General features: G+C 36.1%; 15 protein-coding genes and 1 pseudogene. 6 read left to right on the top strand and 10 right to left on the bottom strand.

Features of this window, described 5'->3' with window-relative positions; translation table 11 throughout:
* Positions 1–7: 7 nt before the first annotated feature.
* The 5 genes from AC4PHI_RS03505 to AC4PHI_RS03485 are packed head-to-tail and all read right to left on the bottom strand — an operon-like array spanning position 8 to position 6,429.
* Positions 8–2,614 (bottom strand): glycoside hydrolase family 38 N-terminal domain-containing protein, encoded by a 2,607-nt coding sequence (locus tag AC4PHI_RS03505; RefSeq protein WP_492200934.1) that lies wholly within the window; start codon positions 2,612–2,614, stop codon positions 8–10.
* Positions 2,615–2,632: 18 nt separating this feature from the next.
* A complete protein-coding gene (locus AC4PHI_RS03500) occupies positions 2,633–3,685 on the bottom strand; it encodes a PTS fructose transporter subunit IIC (protein WP_492200933.1) in 1,053 nt (350 codons plus the stop codon).
* Positions 3,686–3,704: 19 nt separating this feature from the next.
* Positions 3,705–4,025: a PTS fructose transporter subunit IIB gene (locus AC4PHI_RS03495; RefSeq protein ID WP_492200932.1), complete on the bottom strand. Its 321-nt coding sequence runs from the start codon at positions 4,023–4,025 to the stop codon at positions 3,705–3,707.
* A gap of 10 nt (positions 4,026–4,035) precedes the next feature.
* Complete coding sequence (locus AC4PHI_RS03490) at positions 4,036–4,482, bottom strand: PTS sugar transporter subunit IIA (protein ID WP_492200931.1); 447 nt, start codon at positions 4,480–4,482, stop codon at positions 4,036–4,038.
* Positions 4,483–6,429, bottom strand: a complete 1,947-nt coding sequence (locus tag AC4PHI_RS03485; RefSeq protein WP_492200930.1) for a BglG family transcription antiterminator — start codon at positions 6,427–6,429, stop codon at positions 4,483–4,485.
* Positions 6,430–6,582: 153 nt separating this feature from the next.
* Between AC4PHI_RS03485 and AC4PHI_RS03480 the strand changes: the two genes are divergently transcribed.
* From AC4PHI_RS03480 to AC4PHI_RS03455, 6 genes are all read left to right on the top strand, one after another.
* The gene (locus AC4PHI_RS03480) at positions 6,583–7,458 is read left to right on the top strand and encodes a GRP family sugar transporter (RefSeq protein WP_492200929.1); all 876 of its coding nucleotides are present in this window, start codon (positions 6,583–6,585) and stop codon (positions 7,456–7,458) included.
* Between the two features lie 20 nt (positions 7,459–7,478).
* Complete coding sequence (locus tag AC4PHI_RS03475) at positions 7,479–8,000, top strand: HAD family hydrolase (RefSeq protein ID WP_492200928.1); 522 nt, start codon at positions 7,479–7,481, stop codon at positions 7,998–8,000.
* Positions 8,001–8,326: 326 nt separating this feature from the next.
* On the top strand, positions 8,327–9,616 hold the full coding sequence (locus tag AC4PHI_RS03470) for an ABC transporter substrate-binding protein (protein WP_492200927.1): 1,290 nt from the start codon (positions 8,327–8,329) through the stop codon (positions 9,614–9,616).
* A gap of 58 nt (positions 9,617–9,674) precedes the next feature.
* A complete protein-coding gene (locus AC4PHI_RS03465) occupies positions 9,675–10,583 on the top strand; it encodes a carbohydrate ABC transporter permease (protein ID WP_492200926.1) in 909 nt (302 codons plus the stop codon).
* A complete protein-coding gene (locus tag AC4PHI_RS03460) occupies positions 10,576–11,409 on the top strand; it encodes a carbohydrate ABC transporter permease (protein WP_492200925.1) in 834 nt (277 codons plus the stop codon). Before AC4PHI_RS03465 ends, AC4PHI_RS03460 begins: the two co-directional genes overlap by 8 nt.
* 15 nt (positions 11,410–11,424) lie before the next feature.
* On the top strand, positions 11,425–12,117 hold the full coding sequence (locus tag AC4PHI_RS03455; protein ID WP_492200924.1) for an MgtC/SapB family protein: 693 nt from the start codon (positions 11,425–11,427) through the stop codon (positions 12,115–12,117).
* A gap of 77 nt (positions 12,118–12,194) precedes the next feature.
* Here the strand turns inward: AC4PHI_RS03455 and AC4PHI_RS03450 are convergent.
* From AC4PHI_RS03450 to AC4PHI_RS03430, 5 genes and pseudogenes are all read right to left on the bottom strand, one after another.
* A pseudogene (locus tag AC4PHI_RS03450) lies at positions 12,195–12,257 on the bottom strand (IS200/IS605 family transposase); the annotation flags it as partial.
* A gap of 322 nt (positions 12,258–12,579) precedes the next feature.
* Positions 12,580–13,806 (bottom strand): dicarboxylate/amino acid:cation symporter, encoded by a 1,227-nt coding sequence (locus AC4PHI_RS03445; RefSeq protein ID WP_492200923.1) that lies wholly within the window; start codon positions 13,804–13,806, stop codon positions 12,580–12,582.
* 12 nt (positions 13,807–13,818) lie between these two features.
* Complete coding sequence (gene arcC, locus AC4PHI_RS03440; protein ID WP_492201529.1) at positions 13,819–14,745, bottom strand: carbamate kinase; 927 nt, start codon at positions 14,743–14,745, stop codon at positions 13,819–13,821.
* A gap of 12 nt (positions 14,746–14,757) precedes the next feature.
* On the bottom strand, positions 14,758–16,011 hold the full coding sequence (locus tag AC4PHI_RS03435; RefSeq protein ID WP_492200922.1) for an MFS transporter: 1,254 nt from the start codon (positions 16,009–16,011) through the stop codon (positions 14,758–14,760).
* Between the two features lie 265 nt (positions 16,012–16,276).
* On the bottom strand, positions 16,277–19,288 hold the full coding sequence (locus tag AC4PHI_RS03430; RefSeq protein WP_492200921.1) for a bifunctional FdrA/YlbE family protein: 3,012 nt from the start codon (positions 19,286–19,288) through the stop codon (positions 16,277–16,279).
* Between the last annotated feature and the right edge of the window lie 90 nt (positions 19,289–19,378).

Genomic DNA, 19,378 nt, shown 5'->3' with positions numbered 1-19,378 from the left:
CCCCCATTTATTTTTTCATTAATAATTTCAAAGTGATGAAAGAATAAGAAGCAATTTCCAACACCTGCTCGTCTTTAATCTCTTCTAGAACATTGATTACATAAGCATTGTACGCTGAAAAATCTTCTGAATTAAGTTTGATTGTTTGACTTGTGGGATTTTCAATTCTAACGATGACTGCTTTTTCATCATAATAAGAAGGCGCACAACTTGAAACTAATAAGTTATCTGGTAGTTTAATTAAACTCAGCTCTTTTTGATGATAAGTTAGTTCCTTACGCCCTTGTTGAATTTTATTATCTATCCGGTGAATAAAATAGTTTAATTTTTGCAACTGATAGCTCATCGAGATTTGTTCTAAATTGTGTCGCCACTCAGCAACTATCATTTCATCAAACAGATGATCATCAAAACGCAGCACAAATTCATATGCATGGGTCCCTAATAATTGTGCTTTAGGTGTGGGCATAGCTATATGACCTTTTTTCGTCGTATCTCCTGAAGCTCTCCCTGGCCGATACAGTAAGTCTGGTTTGCCTAGCTCATCAGTAGTCGCAAGCAAAGTAATATATATATAAATTTCATCATACTGAAACTCCTTCATTCCTTTGGTAAAAACATGGTAGGACTGCCTATCCCCGCCAATAGAAACAGTACTTTCAAATGGGTTGATATCTACAGGTCTTTCACTATAAGTTTCATACCAATCCTGAATATTTTGATTTTCTCGCTGAATAAACCCAAAAGGTAAAGAACTGTGGGAGCGTTTGTTTTGAAAACCTGTCTTTAATTTTAGGCGTAAGCGATGATTCAAAATTGAATTGTGAACTTGTAAGGACCCCTGGATATCTTGCTGATCTTTTTTCAGACTGATAATCAAGTCAAATTCTAGTAACGTGGATTTTTTGCCAGCTTTTCTTTCAGATAAATTAGTCGGCAATAAGGTAGAACCTTTTAATAGTAATTGTTCGTACATTGAACTTTTTTGACATTCCACACTAGAAAAGATAAGTTCAAGTTCTTCATCATTTTCTAAAGGTGAAAAATCATAAGTGTCTCCAGCATTTCCTTCATCAACAATTCGTATAAAATCAGTAATCTCCTGACCGTTTTTCAACAGCAACGTTAAAGAATTATTTTCATAAAAAATTTGGTAATAATCGTTTGAAATTTTTTCCTCATTAACAATAGACAGTTGTTCCATAGCTTCATTTTCGGTAAATCTGATTACTCGATAGCCTAAGCTGGGCAAGTCAACTTTAATCAAAGCAGTCAATATATAATAGCCGTCTTCCACAATAAAGCGATTGCCCGCAGGAGTTTCTTCTAATATGTTTTCCCTCGGGGAAACATAGGTTTCTTTAATAATCGTCCCTTGAACTTGGTCAAGAAAAGTAATTTCTTTCTTTTTACTTAAAAATCCCACCTTTTTATACCCTGAGAAATCTTTTAAATCTGTATTGACCATCAGAATTTCTGACTCCGTTAATCCTAAGCCTTCAGCAAGCTTTTTCATAATTGTATTTTCAATACTATCTAACATTTCTGAGGCTTCTTTAAGACGATGAATGATGTCTTCCATCACCGCATCAGAAACACAACCAGCCAAGCTATCGTGTGCTTGACCTTCTAAAATTTTTTTCCATACATTAATCAATAGTTGAGGACTAAAGGAAATACCGCATTTTTTTGCAATCACTAATAAAGGTTCTACTCTATGAATTAACTTTTCTTCAACTTCGTGGAGTTTTAGTTTAATATTCATTCGACTGGAACCAACGGTTTTATGAATCCTTGCCAATACGGGTTCTCTAAACTCACCTGTATAAACTTCCAGGTCCTCTTGTTTTTTTATAACCTCTAAAAATTTTTGGTAACTGCTAGGTTGGTATTCATACTTGCCCAGCTGATTTATTTCTTCAACCTTCTTAGTAAAATCGGTTATAATATTCAATTGGTCGTTGCCAGAAGGAATCAAGATTTCTGAAGTATCCGTATATTGTTTAATAAAATCGACAGCTGGATCAAGACGACCAGCCACATAGTTTTCAGTCGGTTCCAGCAACATACCTGTTCCATAGCCTTGAGGCATATTAAGAGCAATAATTTGATTTTCTCCATTTAAACTTGCCCACTTAAAGTATGGAGATTGAACATGCTTCCCTAAATGAATCCCACGCCAAAAGAAAATATTATCGAAACCGCTCTCTTTTAATAGTAATGGCATTTGTGCATTAAAACCAAAAGTATCCGGCAGGTAACCAATCGGTAAATACTCTCCGTACTTACGACTTTCAAAAACACCTACCATTATATTTCTTAAAATACTTTCACCACTGACATAGAATGCATCAGTCTGGGTATACCATGGGCCAATAAACAGCTGCTTCTTAGAAACTAATTTTTTTATCATATCTAATTTTTCAGGATAGAGTGCCACATAATCATCCAAAATGGATATTTGTCCATCTAAAACAAAGGATGCTTCAGGATTTGCATTTAATTCATCAATCACATCAGTAAATAGTTGTTCACTCAGAACCAGTGAATCAGCCGATGTAAAATACCATTCCCTATCCCAATGTGTATGATTTACGATATGAACTTTCGTCATAGAGACCTCTTTCTATAATTATTCTTCCCATTCATCTTCATCAAATTCATCATCTTCTTCCTCTTCTTCAGCAGGAGCTTCTTGACGATTGATTATTAAACCAAAAGCAACAACTATCACTCCTGCAACAATAGCAAGCAGATAGATTGCTATACCATCGACAAAAAACCAAGCATAAAAACCACTTAAAGGCAATTTATTCACTGCACCATAGTAGATAGCTACGCTTGCTCCAACCATTGATCCTAACATACAAGAGATGCGCGTTTTTTTAGGGGCATCCATAGTAAACGGTATGACCCCTTCACTAATACCTGCAATCCCCATAAGTAAAGAACGCTTGCCAGCTTCTTTTAAAAAGATAGAATATTTTTTTTTCGCCAAAAGAGTCGCTACACCTGCACCTAAAGGAGGAATGATAATTGCCAACTGAGCAGCTGTATTAAGAAAATAGCTGTCAGTAATCAAAAAACCAAAAGATATTGTCATAGCAACTTTATTCACAGAACCGCCAGAATCATAAGCTACCATTGCTGCAATTAAAATAGCAAACAGCACTTGAAGATTTAAGGAAAGATCCGGTAATCCCGTCAACAGCAATGTATTGAAAATGATAAAAGGTTCCGCAATTAGACTAAAAAATAAAATTGGGACAAGGGTACCTAAAGTTGGGATTAAAAACACTGGCGAAATTGAAGCAAAAACAGCCGGCAACTTAATCCTATTTTTCATACATTGGCATAAATAACCTGCTAATAAACCAATAACCAAACTGCCTAAAAATCCGGCTCCCAATGAATAGACCACTAAGCCGCCAGCTAGCCCTGGAATTAAGCCTAATTTATCACTAACGGAAAAGCTGATAAAACCTGCTAGTGTTGGAAAAATCAGCAACGTTAAAAGTTCTTCCAATGTATTCATGGCCATTGCCAGCCTCTGCAGATTGACAGCTTGGCTATTATTAGCTAAAATGCTCAACTGACTACAGACGGCTGTGATTACAAGCAGTGGAAATACATAAGAAATACCCGTTAACAGGTGCGTTTTAAGATCATTCAAAAAACTTTTCATAATACCTCCTAAATTATTGCTAATCCGTTTCAATCAGTTTCAAAGCTTCTTCAATCACTGCTTCCGCATCTTTGATCGGCTCATTCACAGAAACACGATAAACTTTTTTATTTGTAAACCTTTCTTCCCCTCTCACTTTTGTATCTACTGCAAAAATTACTACTTCTCCGATATTGATGTCTTTTTCTGTTAAAGGATTATCGATGCCTGTTGCCCCTTGGGTCTCAACTTTAATCAAATGATTTAGCTTTTTAGCACCTTTTTTTAACGCTTGAGCAGCCAAATAAGTATGTGCCACTCCTGTCGTACATGCTGTCACTGCAACAATTTTATGTTTCATCTAGATTCTCCTAACTTAATAATGAGACGATTTCAGCCCCATTGGTTGTTTTTTTCAGTTGTTTCATTAACTCATCATCTAGCATTTTCGCTGCTAGTTCAGAAATTATTTTAAGATGCTGATCTCCTTTATCTGCTTCGGGAATAGCCAATAGAAATACTAGCTCTACTGGATTATCATCTAAAGAATGCCATTCCACTCCGTGCTGCAAGCGAGCAACGGCAATAGCTGATTTTTGTACAGTAGCGCTTTTCCCATGGGGCAACGCTATCCCTTGGCCAATACCTGTCGTCGCATGAGCCTCTCGGACAAGAACACTCTTCACAAATTCTGACTGATTCAAAATGATTTCTTTATACAAAAGTACTTCTGCTAGCCGAGTGATTACTGCTTCTTTAGACCTCTCATCAATATCTATCAATACTTGGTCCGCCGTTAAAACTTCTTTTAAATCCATTTACCATACGCCCTTTCTAAAGTAGTTATAAACGACTGACTTTTGACCAGTTGTTACAACTCGTTTTAACTCCTGCTGATTTTCTAAAATATCTGATAAACTTTCATAAATTTTTTCCATTTCTTTAGGCGTTTCATTTTTTAAAGCTAAGAAAAAGACAAACTCTACCTGTTCGTTCCCCCATTCAATTGGTTCTTCAAGGTGAACAAAAACGATTGCAGATTTTAGAACGTCTTTAGGATTTCCATGGGGTGTCGCATATCCTTTGAAAGAAGTGAAAGATGCCTTTTCTCTTTTCAAACTGGAAGCAATAATTTCATCAGAAGAATAACCTCTTTCAACTAAGTGATTGCCGATATGGGATAAAACACTTTGATAGTCTGTCTCTCTTCGATTTAAAAAAATATTTTCCAAAGTAATCATTTTTTTAAACTCATCTGTTCTTAACTGATTTATCAAGCTTTGTTCTTCTATCCTTTTCGTAATTAATTCAATTTCATCACCTTCCAAAAGAGGACTCACTTTAATGACTGAAATATCATCAAGTTCTAAAAAAATAGTACTGATGACTAGATTTTCTGTTATTTTAGTATTTAACAATTCTTGAACGGATAAAATACGAGTGATTCGAATCATCGGAAAATATTTTCTGATTCGAGCTGCTAAAAGTTGAGAAGTCCCTCTCCCAGAACTGCAAACTAAAACAACGTCAATCTGATTTTTGTCCACTAAATCATTTCTCTCTAAAAAAGCTTGAATATGAATAGCAATGTAACTAGTTTCATCATCATTAATAGCAATTTCATATTCTTTTTCGAGTCGCTTCTTCAGCGTAACGGCTTTTTCAAAAGAATAAGAAAAGGTACTCCGAATCGTGTCTTTATATGGATTTTTAATTGCTAACCCATACTTAATCCGCTTAATCGCAGAATTCAAATGAGTAACCAAATCTTGAATAAGGGCTTGATCATAAAATCCATTTTTTAATTCTTCTTTTATTAAGAGCGTCAACCCTTGATCAACGGGCTCCTTACTATCAATCACAGGGTTTTTCACAACCCGAGTATGTTGACTCTCCGCAGACAAGTGAATATTAATATACTTCGTTTCAAACTCTGGAAAATGAATATTTAAACGTTGTTTCAGCTTTTGAATTAAATAGCGAGTATTTTCAAGCTGATCATTCTCTTCGATGACTAGTTCTTCGGCATCCTCTATTGAATCACCCCTTAAAATTCGTTCATAAGCGATTGCGAGATGAATAACTAGGGATTGAAAGCCATAGTCTGTAAATCTGAACTCCTTTTCTTGACTGAATTCACTGACAACTTGAATAATTTTATCGACTTGGTCTGTTGGAAAAAGGCCTTTGAGGTTGCTAGAGATTGTTTCAAATAAAGGATATAACCCTTGTTCCTCCTCTCTAACATACCAATGGTCCGCCCAAAACAACTGAACAATTTTAGAAGCAACTTGCCTTCTCTGGTATTCATCAAGTTCCAACTTCATTCCTTTACCAGGTATTTTACTAAGTTTGATATTTTGCCTGTTAAAAAAATCATTCACTTCGACCAAATCTTTTTCCAAACTGCCTTTACTTATGTATAATTCATCAGCCAGCTGTTGCATTGTTATAAAATTTTCCTCTTTTAAAAGTCTTGTGTAAATATAAATGATCCGTTCCTCTTTACTGTCAGGTATTTGGTTTTCTGACGTTGTATAAAGATCAGAAATGTTCTGCAACTCTCCTTCTAAATACAGACCTACTCGAGGCTTTGAAATTAAATTAACATTGATTTTTTTTAACTCTTCTTGCATGAGTTTGATTGATTTTGAAACAGTTTTGGTAGAAAGCTCTAGATGTTCTGCGACTTGACTTGTATTAACAGTGCCATATTTCAATAAATACTTAATAATTTTCTTTTCTCTATTTCCTATCACACCCATTTTCCATCAACCTTTCTATCACTATTATAGCCACTATTACATAGGGCATAAACGTCCTTTTTTACCACATTGAATGTAGAAATTTATATGTCTTGTACTTTATTTCCTCCATGCTAGACTAAGTATATCTTAAACAATCCTAGGAGAGAATCTATGCTAGCTTCATTTTATTTAATTTTGCCTGTTTTTGGTTGGGGATTAATGCCGATTTTTGCCAATCTTCTCAAAAGCAAACCGGAAACACAACTTTTAGGGACATCTATCAGTGCGTGTTTAATCGGCTCAATTTCTATATTAATCATTCGCCCGGAACTAACCTTCTTTACTTTTATAATAAGTTTTCTTTCAGGTGTATTTTGGGCAATGGGGCAGTTTCTACAATTCAAGGCGATTAAACAATCCAGTGTTTCACAAGCAATGCCTTTATCCAATGGCACTCAATTAATCTTTACTACCTTGATTTCAGTGGTCGTCTTATCAGAATGGCAAAAAAATGCTGAAATTATCCTTGGCACAGTGGGTATCTTTATGGTATTAGCTGGCATTCTGATTTTAAATCATCAAAAAAAACATCCTTCCGAGAGGACGAAAAAGAACGGCGGTGCTGTTTTTTTTACAATTTGCTGGTCTTCTCTATTTTTAACATGTTATGTACTGATTAGTAAATTTTTTCAATTACAACCAGAACAAATATTTTTCCCTCAAGGTATGGGTATGTTAAGCAGCTCCTTGGTCATAAATTTTATTTCTAATAACCATCCTTTGAAAAACGATCAAAAAGGTCTCTTCTCAAATTTGATTACAGGAGTCAGTTGGTCTATCGCAAATATAGGAATGTTTCTAGCAACAAACCACTTCCCGGTGGCAACCACATACGCTATTTCTCAGAGTGCCGTCATTGTTTCAACCTTAGCTGGTATTTTTATTTTAAAAGAGAATATCAATATCGATAAAAGTGAACGGATTAAAATTAGCATAGGCATTACCCTATTGATGAGCGGTGTGCTGCTGCTTGCTCAGAATCAATAAATATATTAAAGGAGAAGAAGATGAAAAAAACTATTATTTTTACCGATGGCGGAGATACTATTTTTGACGAAGGAACACAAGTTTTCGATCAAAAAGGGGTCGTTCAATCAGCCGATTGCATTCCAGGAACAAAAGAAACGTTAATCAGATTAGTTGAAACTGGCTACTCAGTTGCTTTAGTTGCTGACGGGAATGTGCAGTCATTTCATAATGTCTTTAATCAACACAATCTGTTAGACTATTTTGATCAGAAAATCATCTCCGAAATTGTTGGGGAAACAAAACCACACCCTAAAATGTTTGAAACAGCCTTTAAACAAATGAAATTAACTCCCTCAGATAAACATCGAGTTGTAATGATTGGTAATAATCTTGAACGAGACGTTTTAGGCGCTAATCAATTTGGTATTCGTTCAATTTGGTATAAGTGGTCTCCAAGATATTCTCATACTCCTAAAAATCAAAACGAAGAAGCAGATTATACTATTACAGAATTCCCTCAATTAATCTCGCTTCTTGAGGAAATCGAAAAGAGTCTTTAAAATCATTCATATTATAAAAAAAGATAAAGATTCCTTAAAACGAATCCTTATCTTTTTTTATCTATCCTCTCAAACTAAAGGTGATTTTATTTTTCACCGTAAGCTTACCCAACTATTCAAAATATTTTAAATCCTCAAAAAATAGACAAAAGCAGCAAATTTGGTATGTTAATGAAATTAGAAGTTTTTCTAATGAAAAAAGTCAACATTAAATGTGGAATAAGAGTAAGTTAAAAAGAACGATTTATCATGTTAAAATGAACTCATGAAAGAAAGCGCAAACAAAACGTGCTATTTCTTCAAAAATGGAAATGGGGGAAATTAAAATGAAAAGATTTTTAATACCTGTCGCATTGCTGACAACTGCTCTAATGCTAGGGGCTTGTTCACCTAAAGAAAAGAAGGGAGAAGCTGCTGATAGAGAAAATGAATTAATTGTCTGGGCCTGGGACCCTAACTTTAACATCAAAGCATTACAGATTGCTGAAGAAGAGTACCAAAAAGATAATCCTGATTTTAAACTTAAAATTGTCGAAAACGGGCAAGACGATATCATTCAAAAGTTGAACACTGGTTTCAGCTCAGGCACTAAAAAAGGATTGCCAAATATTGTTTTAATCGAAGATAATCGTTCACGAAACTTTGTGGAATCCTATCCAGATTCCTTCGTGCCATTAAACGATACATTTGACGTTTCCGATTTTATTTCTTACAAAGTTAAAGCAACCTCTCTAGACGGAGATCAATATGGTATGCCCTTTGACTCAGGAGTAGGAGGTATGTATCTTCGGAAAGATTTCATCGAAGAAGCTGGGTTAAAAGTAGAAGACTTTTACAATATTACTTGGAATCAATATCTGGAATTAGGAAAAACAGTTTTAGAAAAAACAGGAAAGAAAATGGTTTCAACAGATTTGAATGATTTGGTGCTGCTTCGTTCGATGATTCATTCAAGCGGCGCATGGTACACAGAGGACGATGGTGTCACACCTACCCTTCAAAATAATGATGCTTTAAGGGAAGCTTTTAAGATTTATAAAGAACTATATGTTTCTGGGATTATGAACGTCCATAATGGCTGGAATGAAGGGCTGCAACAGTTCAATGAGGGAAAAGTTGTCTCAGTTATTTCTGGTAACTGGATGACTCCATCGATTAAGGCCGAAACATCTCAAAGTGGCGAATGGGTGGTTATGCCCTACCCGCGTCAAGACGATATTAAAACCGCAGTCAATGCCTCCAATCAAGGAGGAGCTTCCTTCTTTGTTTTAGACATGGATGGTAAAGAAAAAGCTTTAGAGTTTATCAAAGCAACATTCGGTTCAAGCGAAAATTTTTATCAACGATTGGTTGATGAAGTTGGGGCCATCGGTTCCTATGCAAAATCATATGAAGGCGAAGCCTTTAAAAAAGAAGATGAGTTCTTTGGCGGTCAACAAATTTATTCCGATTTTGCTTCTTGGGCAACAGAAATTCCAGAAGTTAACTTTGGGAAAAACACCTATGCTATTGAGGATATTTTAAAAGTTAGTGCTCGCAATTACATCGATGGTAAAGATTTAGATGATGTTTTGGCAGAAGCTCAAAAGACAGCAGAAAATCAATTGAAAAAATAGCATAGCAAGACAAATAGCGCTTGGATATCAAGCGCTATTTTCAAAGGGAGATGTAAAAATGGTTCAACCTGTTCAAAAAAAGCAAAGCTATAAAAATTTAAAACTCAGACAACAACTATTAGGTTGGGGCTTCGTACTTGTTTCATCCTTGTTAATTATTACTTTCTATTTTTATCCAATGGTTCAATCCTTGTTATTATCTTTGAAGTCCGGTTCGGGAAATCAATTAGAATTTGTTGGACTAGCTAATTATAAACGGCTATTATCCGATCCGGCTTTTTTGACTTCAGCTAAAAACACTTTAACTTTTTTAATCTTTCAAGTACCTATTATGTTAATCCTTTCTATCATTTTTTCAGTAATTTTAAACAATAAGAGAGTTAAATTGAAAGGTTTATTCAGAACAATTGTTTTTCTACCTTCAGTAACGTCGCTGGTTGCTTATTCAATCGTTTTTAAGACATTATTCAGTAATGATGGTATTGTCAATCAATTACTTATGAAATTATCTTTAGTTTCAGAACCGATACTTTGGTTGTCTCACCCTTTTTGGGCAAAAGTTTTAATTATTGTTGCAATTACTTGGCGTTGGACGGGTTATAATATGATTTTCTTTTTGTCAGCTTTACAAAATATCGATGACGAAATCTATGAAGCAGCCCGCATTGATGGTGCCAATCAAATCAACCAATTTTTCAAAATAACAATCCCTTTGCTTAAACCTGTTATTCTCTTTACGTCTATCACATCAACCATCGGTACATTACAGTTATTCGATGAACCAATGAACTTAACGATGGGGGGACCTGGGGATGCGACAACGACTATTTCACAATACATTTATAACCTGTCCTTTAAATATACACCAGATTTTGGTTATGCAGCTGCTGTCTCTTATGCCATCGTAATCATGGTATTAATTATTTCAGCCATTCAATTTAAAGTAGGGGGAGATAAAAATGACTAAAAAGATTAAAGGAAATCGAATCGCAATGTATCTTTTCTTAGCACTCTGTGGAATCGTCTTCGCCTTTCCTTTTTATTTCATGCTTGTCAGTGCAACAAATGCTTCGGTTGATGTGACAAAAGGACATCTTTTGCCGGGAAAAGAATTTTTCAACAATTTGCATCGCTTGCTTGAAAACAGCAACTTGCTAAACGCCTTAAAAAACTCAGCTATTATTTCTATCAGCCAAACCTGTATTTCAATTTTTTTAGCCTCTTTAGCAGGTTATGCTTTTGAAATCCATAAAAGCAAAGGGAAAGAAGTTTTATTTAAATTTTTACTCCTATCCATGATGATTCCTTTTGCAACATTGATGATTCCGCTGTTTAAAATGTTTGGTGCAATCTCCGATATTTTCCCTTCCATCGGAATCGATACGTTGGCCTCTGCTATTATGCCTTATCTTTCAACAACTTTCTTAATATTCTTTTTTAGGCAAAATACAAAACTTTTCCCAAAATCTCTACTAGAAGCCGGAAGAATTGATGGTTTGTCAGAGATTATGCTTTTTATAAAAATTTATATGCCCACGATGAAAACAACTTATGCAGCAGCAGCCATTATTACATTTATGAATAGTTGGAATAATTATTTATGGCCTCTAGTTGTACTGCAATCACCCGAAAATCACACTGTTCCTTTGATTATTTCAAATCTTGGATCCAGTTATACACCCGATTATGGCATTATCATGGTTGGTATCGTCATCGCAACCTTGCCAACTGCTGCCATCTTCTTCTTTTTACAGAAGCACTTTGTCGCAGGAATGACAGGTTCAGTCAAATAATTGAAAGGAACAACCATGTCAATTAAAGAAATAACTATTAAACTGTTACTAGCTATTTTCATTTCGGGTTGTATAGGATTTGATCGAGAATTTAAAAATCGTCCCGCAGGTATTCGTACTCATATTTTAGTTTGCGTAGGAGCTACCATCATCGCACTAATTCAAACTCAATTAGCTCTTCAAGCCATTGACAGGGCCCTGACTACCCCTGAATTAATCGGTGTTTTACGAGTTGATGAAGCTAGACTGACTGCGCAAGTGGTAAGCGGCATTGGTTTTCTCGGTGCTGGAACCATTATTGTCACCAAAAGGGACGTCAAGGGTCTGACAACTGCCGCTTCTCTTTGGACAGTTGCAGGGTTGGGCATCGCACTAGGGATGGGCATGTATCAGATTGCTATAATCGGTTTTTGCGTGGTACTGACTGTTCTTTCAACATTAACAAAAATCATAGTTTTCCCTTCATTAAAACGAATAGAAATCAAGTACACTCATCGTAAACCAACTAAAGATTTTATTGCCTCTTATTTTGAAAAACATCATATTCATATTCGAGATGTTAAATTTGATATGGAACTAACTGAAGAAAAACGAATCTACACAAATATTTATACAGTAGAGTTGCCAAAAAAATTAGATTATACAGAAATTGTTGAAAGCATTTCCTATTATGATAATATCATCCGAATCCAGTTAATCAGTGTTTAATAAATTTAAAAGTCGTTTATAAAGAAAAAGCTCTTCGTCAAATGATGTAGATGGATAGAATTTAGTTGCACTTTCATAAAGACTAGGTGATGCTTACAATTCCACCTTGTATGTGCTAAACTTTTATCGTCATTAGACATAAAGAAACTCCTCTCGATTCTCTCATAGCGGTTGGTAGCCACTATCTAGTATATCGAAAGGAGTTTCTTAACGCTAAAGCTAATTCCTCCACGCGCAATACGCGTGGTTTTTTGTTTCGCACGACTTCGTGCTCAACCGGCTAAAGTCATTGACAAAATAGGTGTGAATGAATGTCTTCATCCACACCAAAATTTATTCAACCTAAAAATATAGCTAAACAAAAAAACTAATCTGACAACCATTACAGGGTCAGATTAGTTAGTTTTTCATTAACCAAATCATACGAAGAAATAAATTTTTTTCTAGCTTCATACATCATGTTTATTGCTGTTCAGCATTAAAGACATCATAATCTATTCCTTTTACCGATTTTGCTACAAGTATAGCTGAGTAAACATCAGAATTAACATTTAAAATTGTCCTCAGCATCCCAACAAACCATTCGACTCCTGCAAAAATCGCTATGCTTTCAACAGGCAACCCCATTTGAGGTACAATAATCGCTAAAGAAACAAGTCCCGCCCCGGGAACCACAGCATTTGCCAAGGAAACAAACGTTGAAGTTATCGCCAGATAGGAAAGGCTTTGAAAATTCATGTTCTGTTGGTACATCTGAGAAATTGTCACTACAGTAATAGCCATATGCATGGCTGAGCCGTTACTATTCAGTGACATCCCTAATGATAATACCAAATTTGTTACCCTAGGACTCACACCTAATTTATTTTGAGTTTCGTCTAGTGCAACAGGCAGCGTTATAGCCGATGAAGTTGTGGCCAATGCCATAATTGTCATGTTTTTCATGTTTTTTATTAATTTTATCGGATTCATTTGGCAACTGAGAAAAATGGTTAGGATCCAAATACCCATAAAAAGAATTGTTGCTGTACCATAGACCAAAAGATACTTTAAAAGTGGCAATATAATCTGAATGCCCAATGAACTAATTGTTGAAACGATCAAAGCAAAAATCCCGATTGGAGCTATCATCATTACATAGTTTATAATCCTGATAATAATATCGTTGAAATCCAAAATCATTTGGAATAACTTGGATTCTGGTTTTTTTTGCATGAAAGCATTCAGAGCTACTCCGAAAAATAACGAGAATACGATGATCTGTATAATTGATCCCTGAGTAAGAGATTCAAAAATATTTTTCGGAAAAAAATTTAAAAGAGTTTCTGTAATTGAAACACTCTGTGCTTCAAGAGAAAATTCTGTTGCTTCTGTGAAGTTAACTCCCAATCCAGGCTTAAAAATCGTCGCCATAACAATTCCCCAGGTGGCTGCCAAAAATGAAGAGACGCCAAAAACCACAATTGTCTTTCCCCCTAAACTTGTGATTTCCTTTGGGTCAACACCGCCAACTGCTTGTATAATTTGACCTAAAATTAACACTGGAATAACCATTTGCATCAATCTTAAAAAAATATCCCCAAAAACCTTAATATATTGACCAGTATTAGGAAATGCTAAACCAACAATAATTCCAAGTACGACAGCAATCATTATCTCGGTCGTTTTCGATATTTTTTTTATTTTCATTATCTTCTCCTCTCAGTTAATAATGGTTGTCCCCACACTGTCTGACAAATTGCTAAGATTCTCAATCGACGTTATGACTGCTTTCCTTTCCGTATATGCTTCAACAAAATCAACTGCTGCTTGAACTTTTGGCAACATACTGCCAGGTGCAAAATGTCCTTCGGCAATATATCTTTTAGCCTCATACACGTTTATTGTTTCCAACTCTTTTTGATTAGGCTTATTAAAATTTACTGACACTTGTGAAACACTAGTCAGTATAATTAGACGGTCTGCACAAATTTCTTCAGCCAAAATTCTGGCAGAAAAATCTTTATCATTAACCGCTTCAACACCCACAATTTCTCTATTATGTGAAACAACCGGTATACCTCCTCCACCTGCACAAATCACAACGACTCCAGTTTGTATCAGGGCTTGAATTGCCTTGATTTCGACAATTTTTTTGGGGAGTGGAGAAGGAACCACTTTACGATACCCTCTCCCAGCATCTTCAAGATAGATGGATTGGTCTTTCTTTGATTTCACCTCATCTGAAGTAAGAAATGGACCTATGGGTTTTGAAGGAAATTTAAATGCTGGGTCATCTTGATCAACCTCAACTTGGGTGATTAAAGAGACAGCTGTTTTTTCCATATTTCTTTGATTAAATTCATTTATCAACGCATTCTGTAGCCAATACCCGATACTCCCTTGTGTCATAGCTACACACGTATCTAAATTCAGAGCTGGGTTTTTTTCTGAATCAGCTTTTTGTTGCTGTAATAATAAATTTCCAACTTGGGGACCATTTCCATGACATAAAACAACATCTTCCCCACTCTCAATGAAATCAACAATAAATTTCGCCGCACTAGAAACCACTTCTTTTTGTCCGCTATCTGTTGGATTTTCTTCTAGTATCGCATTCCCTCCAAGGGCAATTACATTTAAACTCATCATCTATCGTCCTCATTTTTTAAATTTGGGTTCTTTTGCCATGGCGCCGAAAGCTATCAACCCTAATAATAGCAAAATACTTGCGAGATAAAAACCTACCTGCATCGAACCTACTTTATCGGCTAAAAAACCAGTAACGTAAGGTGATAAAATAGAACCCGACATTCCTATAAAGTTATAAGCACTTAGTGTTGTACTCAATGAGGCAGATGGAGCATTTCTCGTTACAAAAGTTACAATGATTGGGTCTAAGGCCAATTTCCCAGTTAATCCATAAAGAATCAACATTGCAATTAGCAACATACGATTTGTTACAAAAGCAATAGAAAAAACGGAGATAATTGCTAAGGGAACTAAAATATAGACTAGTTTTTTTGTCGCTTTGAGTTTGTCATTCACTCTTGCAAATATCAATGCACCGGGTATAGAAGCCCAAGGTACTAAAGATGAAATAAAACCGACACTTGCTCCTTCAAAACCGCGTTCAGCGATTAAAAACTGAGGCAACCAAGTAATAATAACAAAGTTCGCATATATACTTGTGAATACCAAGATAAATGCTGCCAGAAGATTTCGATTCGAAAAAATTTTCTTCAGCGACACTTTTTCAGTCTGTTGCCCATCAGCCTTGTCGCCCAAATCTTTTTTGCGATCTTCTGGTCTGATTACCTTTTCTTTAAGAAGTGTATAAAATAAAACTCCCACAATAAATGTTGGAATAGCTGCTAGGAAAAAAGGCTTGCTCCAATGCTCTCCATTTTCTAATACTAACTTACTCGATAACAAATAACCACCAGAGGTTCCGAAGGCCATCCCACTGTTAATAATGGCATTTCCTATCGTTCTTTTGTTATCAGGAATCGCTTCTGTAGAGAGTGCGTACTGGGGGCCATAATATGCCGCTTGTCCAATACCTGCAATTGCTCTAAAAACAAGAAATATAATAAAGGTTGTCGCTATCCCACTAAAATATGTCATAATTGCCAAAACAATAAAACCTATTGAAATAATTACTTTTCTACCAATTTTATCTCCAATCATTCCAAAAGGAATTTGAGCCAGAGCATATGTCAGGAAAAAAATACTGTTAGCCAATCCCAATTGTGTGTTGCTTAATCCAAACTGTTCCCCAACAACTCCCATGATTGGATTAAATATCGTCCGCGTACCATACATCAATATCCAGCCAACAAAAAATATAGCTACGACCTTTATCCAATAATTCTGACCTACCTCAACTGCGATATCTCTCCGTCTATTATTCATCATTTCCTCCATTTCTGGATCGAATCATCCATTCAAATTTTAATATCTTTTAAATACAAAACTTCACCTGAATAATAACTAATATCTAAATTCACTTACCTTATGATGCACTACTTGAATCTCCATGCCAAAAAAGGATCCAATTAATTCGCTTGGTTCATATCGGCTGTTCTCTATCAACACAAAGCTTTCTAACTTCTCTAGAGCTGCTTTTCGCAGCTCTAGAGTCTACATATTTTATTCATGTTCATAAAAATTTTTCCAACTAATTTTCAAAGTTGATTCCTAATTCCTTAGCATATGCTTCTAGAGCATTTTCGAAACATTTCAAAGGTGCTCTAACTGTTCCTGCGCCAACTTGCCCAATCCCGGCTTTTTTGTGTGCAATCCCGGTATTTATTATTGGAGTGATCCCCAACTCTACAACTTTCCTTATATCGATCCCCAAACAGGCTCCTTGAAAATCCCAGGTAGGGATAGAAAAATTACTGTTATGCGCCAAGCTTATTTTAGCCATTTCATCCGAAATAGCCAAAGCATCTTGAAATCCGCCTGCCCCAACAAATCTTGTTACTCCCGGAGCAGCAACCATAGCCATTCCGCCAACTCCAACGGTCTCAGTGATTGCGCTATCGCCTATATCTGGATTACCATCTTCTTCACTATATCCAGTAAAATAAAGTCCTTTTGGTGTATTAACAGGTGCTAGATACCAATCATCTCCAGTTTCAGCAATTCTGATTCCAAAATCAACACCATTCCGTGTCATCGTTGTTACTACCGTACCCTTCGTATCTTTTCTAGCTCCATCTACCATTGCCTTTCCAGTTGCCATCATGATGTTCAAGAAAAACTGATCGGTATCTGCTAAAAATTTTATCACATCATATTTTTGATTTTCTGGTATGTCTGTTTGTATGATTAGTGGTGCAATTTCTTTCAAAAAGTTTAACGAAGCTGCCATATTTCTCTGATGGAATTCATCCCCCATCGTAATAGAACGAGCAATTAAAACGTTAAGATTTAAGCCGCCATCCAAAATTTTAAGTGCCCCACTTATTGTTGGTCCTAGTACATCTCGGATCCAGTCAAGCCTGTCAATGACTTCTTGCGAATAGGCTCCAAAGCGCAACACTTTACCGATACCTTCATTTAAAATGCAATAAGCTTGGTTCCCTCCCGCACGATTTTCCACAATAAAGACAGGCATATTGGCAGAAGTAATTCCCCCCATAGGGCCCACAGCTTGAACATGATGGCAAGGCTCAAATCTGACTGCACCTGATGATAACAATCGGACGGCCGCCTCTTCATCTTCCGCCCAACGTTCAAACAATACAGCACCTATACAAGAACCTTGCATTGGTCCCGTCATTTCTTCCCATTGAATAGGCGGTCCAGCATGCAACAACGTTTTTTGTTCACTGTCAAGCATTGGTATAACATTTTTTGCCGGCAGTACATCAGTCAGAAATGGCTGAGAATTCTTTATTTTGTCAAGTACAATCTGATTTTCTTTTTCAATCGTTTCGTTAAATTCTTCTAGGGCATCCAAAATTTTGATCATCTTTTTATTGCCACCTGCCCTTGGTCGCCAATCGAATTGTAGTGACTCTCCACCACTTTGTATTACTGATTCATTAAAACTGGACAAACCCACATTGATTATTTTTGGTTTTGATGTTAGTAACTCTGTTACTTTTTCACTCACTTTTGGTAACTCTACAACTTCTCCCAGATATTTGATAACAGGCCTATCTTCTTCGAAAATTTCTATTCCTTTTAACATCAAAGCCAGTTGTACTGCTTTGGCATTGCTTTCTTCGACTAAAACACCAGCTTCTCTAAGCCTTCTTACAGATTCAGAATAGTCTTGCGGATCTTTCATAGTACCGCATACCGTCGCTACAAAATGCAAATCACGACCTTCTGCCTCGACCTCTTTTTTTACGTCTTCAATTGCTGGTAACAAAGCTCCTACCATATCTGGATGAGCCCCATAGCCTAAAACAATATCTAGCAAAATGACTCCTGTATTTTTATCTGCTGCATATTCATAAATTTTTTGTACTCTAGATTCTGGATCCATCATAGGGTGAGGTCTACCTTGAGTATAAATATCATCTCCCAAGTCTATAACGTCATAACCATTTGACTTAAGGACGTATCCCTCTTCTTTCACTAAGCCCTCTAATCCCAAAGCTTCAGAAATCAGCATACCGGCTTCTGCAGCTAATGTGCCTCCAGAGTACAAACCTTTTACTACTTTATTATGCTCCAGAACTGGAAAATCTGGTTTGTAGATTTTTTCAAAATAATTTGATTTTACTGTGTTCCCATTTGCCAAATCTACTGCAATCTTTGCTGTTTCTTCTAAGGTATGGGCTAAATAAACATTCCCCTCATGTGCTGTCGGTTTTTCACCTATAAAAATTGCAACAACTGGTTTTGTAACACTATGGAGAAGCTCCACGACTTCATTTCTGATATCTTTTGCAGGAGGTTTCGAAATGAGGCATATCACATCAACAGCTTCTTGATTTTCAAGACCAAGAATAGCGTCCTTAGCTGTAATTGCTCCGACATCATCGCTAAGATCTCTCCCGCCAGTTCCGATGGCGTGTATGACGCCGCCTCCCAGTCGATCAATAATCGTTGTTACTTCTTGGATTCCTGTTCCGGATGCCCCTACCACTCCTATGTTTCCTGAAGCTACCACATTTGTGAAAGCAATTGGTGTGTTAGAAATGATTCCCGTCCCACAATCAGGCCCCATCATTAATAGTCCTTTGTCATGTGCTAATTTTTTCAATCTTATTTCATCTTCAACAGAAACATTATCAGTGAAAGAAAAAACATGTAAATCATTTTTCAATGCCCGTTCCATTTCCGGAGCACCATATTCGCCTGGTATACTGAACACTGCTAAATTAGCATCTGGTAAATTTTCTAACGCCTCGTCCCAAGAAGAAGCAGATTTCTCTGATCCAGTATCTTCTTTCGTTGACAAATCGTCTAAAAACTTATCTATTTCATCCAAAACTGAATCCATAATTTCTTCACTTTTACTGTTTACAACAATCATCATATCATTCGGTGACGCTTCTAAGGCTTCAGTTGTCAATAATCCAGTGTTCTTTAATATGTCCTTGTTTGCATCTGTCCCCATCATAATCTGGCTCATCACCACTCCATCAAGGTCATTGATCTGGCTCGTCAAAAGCATCAAGTTAATAGAATCCTGATAATTATTTTTCAAGATTACTGTGTGTAACATTTTTCTTCCCCCTTACTTTTATACTATTATCTTACTTTGAAATGTTTGCGTTTTCATTGGATTAAAGGTTAAAAAAATGCTATACTTTTT

Source organism: Vagococcus sp. QWL-13 (assembly GCF_058683555.1).
This window is presented reverse-complemented; position numbering and strand designations above follow the sequence as displayed.